General features: G+C 72.3%; 3 protein-coding genes. All 3 read left to right on the top strand.

The genetic code is table 11. The features are described 5' to 3' along the window. Positions 1–681 (top strand): nuclear transport factor 2 family protein (locus ACTS11_RS06600; protein WP_442639538.1); only part of this gene is annotated, 681 nt, incomplete at its 5' end. A 41-nt stretch (positions 682–722) separates the two neighbouring features. Next, positions 723–1,694 (top strand): cupin domain-containing protein, encoded by a 972-nt coding sequence (locus ACTS11_RS06595; RefSeq protein ID WP_442639537.1) that lies wholly within the window; start codon positions 723–725, stop codon positions 1,692–1,694. Continuing rightward, on the top strand, positions 1,691–2,178 hold a 488-nt coding region (locus ACTS11_RS06590), incomplete at its 3' end, for a membrane dipeptidase (RefSeq protein WP_442639536.1). The genes ACTS11_RS06595 and ACTS11_RS06590, both read left to right, overlap by 4 nt.

Raw genomic sequence — 2,178 nt, 5'->3', positions numbered from 1 at the left:
GGCAAGGCGACGGGCCGCAGGCTCGCCTACCGGATCATCGCGGATTGCCACGCGAAGGACAACGCGATCGACGACGAGTGGCTGATCCGCGACCAGGGCGCCATCGTGCGCCAGATGGGCTGGGACCCGCGCGACTACGCCGCCGACCTCATCGCGCGCGAGGGCGGCGCGGAGGCCGCCACCCGGCCGCTGACGCCCGAGACGGACCGCGAAGGGCCCTATGCCGGGCGCGGCAACGACGACCCCTGGGGCGGGCGGCTCGCCGACCTTCTCGGGCGGATCATGGCCGCCGATCTGGCCGCGATCCCGGCGGAATACGACCGCGCCTGCGCGCTGCATTACCCGGGCGGCGTCACCGCGCACGGGGCCGGGGCGGCCGACCGCTTCTGGATGGGCCTCCGCGCGGCCTTCCCGAATGCCGCGTTCACCCTCCACCATGTCATCGGCCGCGAGGACCCGACCATGCCGCCCCGCGCCGCCGTCCGCTGGAGCCTCTGGGGCCGGCACGAGGGCTGGGGCGCCTTCGGACAGCCCACGGGCGCCATGGTCTACGTCCTCGGCATCACGCATGCGGAGTTCGGCACGCTCGGCGCCGCGCCGCCCACGCTCCGCCGCGAATGGACGCTCTACGACGAAACCGCGGTGTGGAAGCAGATCCTCCTCCACGAGGCGAGATCGTGACCCTGCACCCACGCAACCCTCCCGCAATTCCCGGAGACGCCATGACCCCGCCCGAGATGGAAGCCCGCATCGTCCGCTACGGCGAGCTCAGGCCCTGCCGCACCGCCTTCATCGACGCCCACACGCCGGGTTCGGACCAGAAGGAGAACTTCACCATCATCGGCGGCGGCGTCTCCGAGGCCGCGGACCAGCATGTCCACATCGCGATCCCGCACGGCTTCAACATCGGCGCCGCGGGACAGCCGCCGAAGTGCCGCAACTCGCTGCATTCGCACCGGACGGCCGAGGTCTTCTTCGTCCTCTCCGGGCGTTGGCGCTTCTTCTGGGGACGCTGGGGGAACGCAGGGTCCGTCGTGCTCGAGGAAGGGGACATCTTCAACATCCCCACCGGCATCTTCCGCGGCTTCGAGAACATCGGCACCGATTACGGGATGATCATGGCCATCCTCGGCGGCGACGACGCGGGCGGCGGCGTGATCTGGGCGCCGCAGGTGATCGAGGACGCGAAGGCCCACGGCCTCGTCCTCGGCGCGAACGGCAAGCTCTACGACACGAAGAAGGGCGCGCACCTGCCCGAGGGGGTCGCCCCCATGCCGCTCCTGACCGAGGAGGAGCTCGCGACCTTCCCCGAGCCCGAGGCGGCCGACGTCGTGCCGAACCATGTCGCGCGCTACTGGGATCTCGTGGCGCTGGCCGAGCGCAAGCCGGTCAAGGTCATCGGCGAAAACGGCGTCCTGCGCGACCGGCCCGGCTTCGAGGTCGATCTCGTGACGCGGTCGAGCGCGTCCGAGGAGATGCGTTCGCACGACCGGCCGAGCGTGCTCATGCCCGTGAAGGGCCACTGGCGCGTGACCTGGGAGGGCGGCGAGACCGTGCTCGCCCCCGGCGACACGATGAGCGTGCCCGAGGGCCTGCGCCACGCCGCCCTGCCCGCGATGACGGGCGAGGCCGCGCTCTACCACGTCGTCGCGACCGGCGACCCGGCCGGCGCGACCTGGCGTCCCGCGGCATGATCCCGGTCTTCGACGGGCACAACGACGCGCTCCTGCGGCTCTCCAGGGTCGCCGATCCCGTCGCCGATTTCCGCGACGGCGGGACGGGGCACGTCGATCTGCCCAAGGCGCGCGCGGGCGGCATGGCGGGCGGGTTCTTCGCCCTCTTCTCGCCGACGCCCGACCAGCCGCTCGACTTCACGGTCTTCGACCATCCGCCCTACGACATCCCGGTGCCCGCGCCCCTGCCATTGAAGACGGCCGCGACCCCGGTGGCGCACCAGGTCGACATCGCCTCGGCGCTCGAGGCGCACGGGCTGATCCGCTGGGCGCGGACGCGGGCCGACCTCGCATCGGAGGGGTTCGTCGGCCTCCTCCACCTCGAGGGGGCGGAGTGCATCGGCGAGGGGCTGGAGGGCCTCGACCCCCTTTTCGAGGCGGGCCTCCGCTCGGTCGGGCCGGTCTGGTCGCGGCCGAACGTCTTCGCCCAAGGCGTGCCCTTCCG

It is taken from the genome of Roseicyclus sp. (assembly GCF_052168335.1).
Classification (GTDB): Bacteria; Pseudomonadota; Alphaproteobacteria; order Rhodobacterales; family Rhodobacteraceae; genus Roseibacterium.
This window is presented reverse-complemented; position numbering and strand designations above follow the sequence as displayed.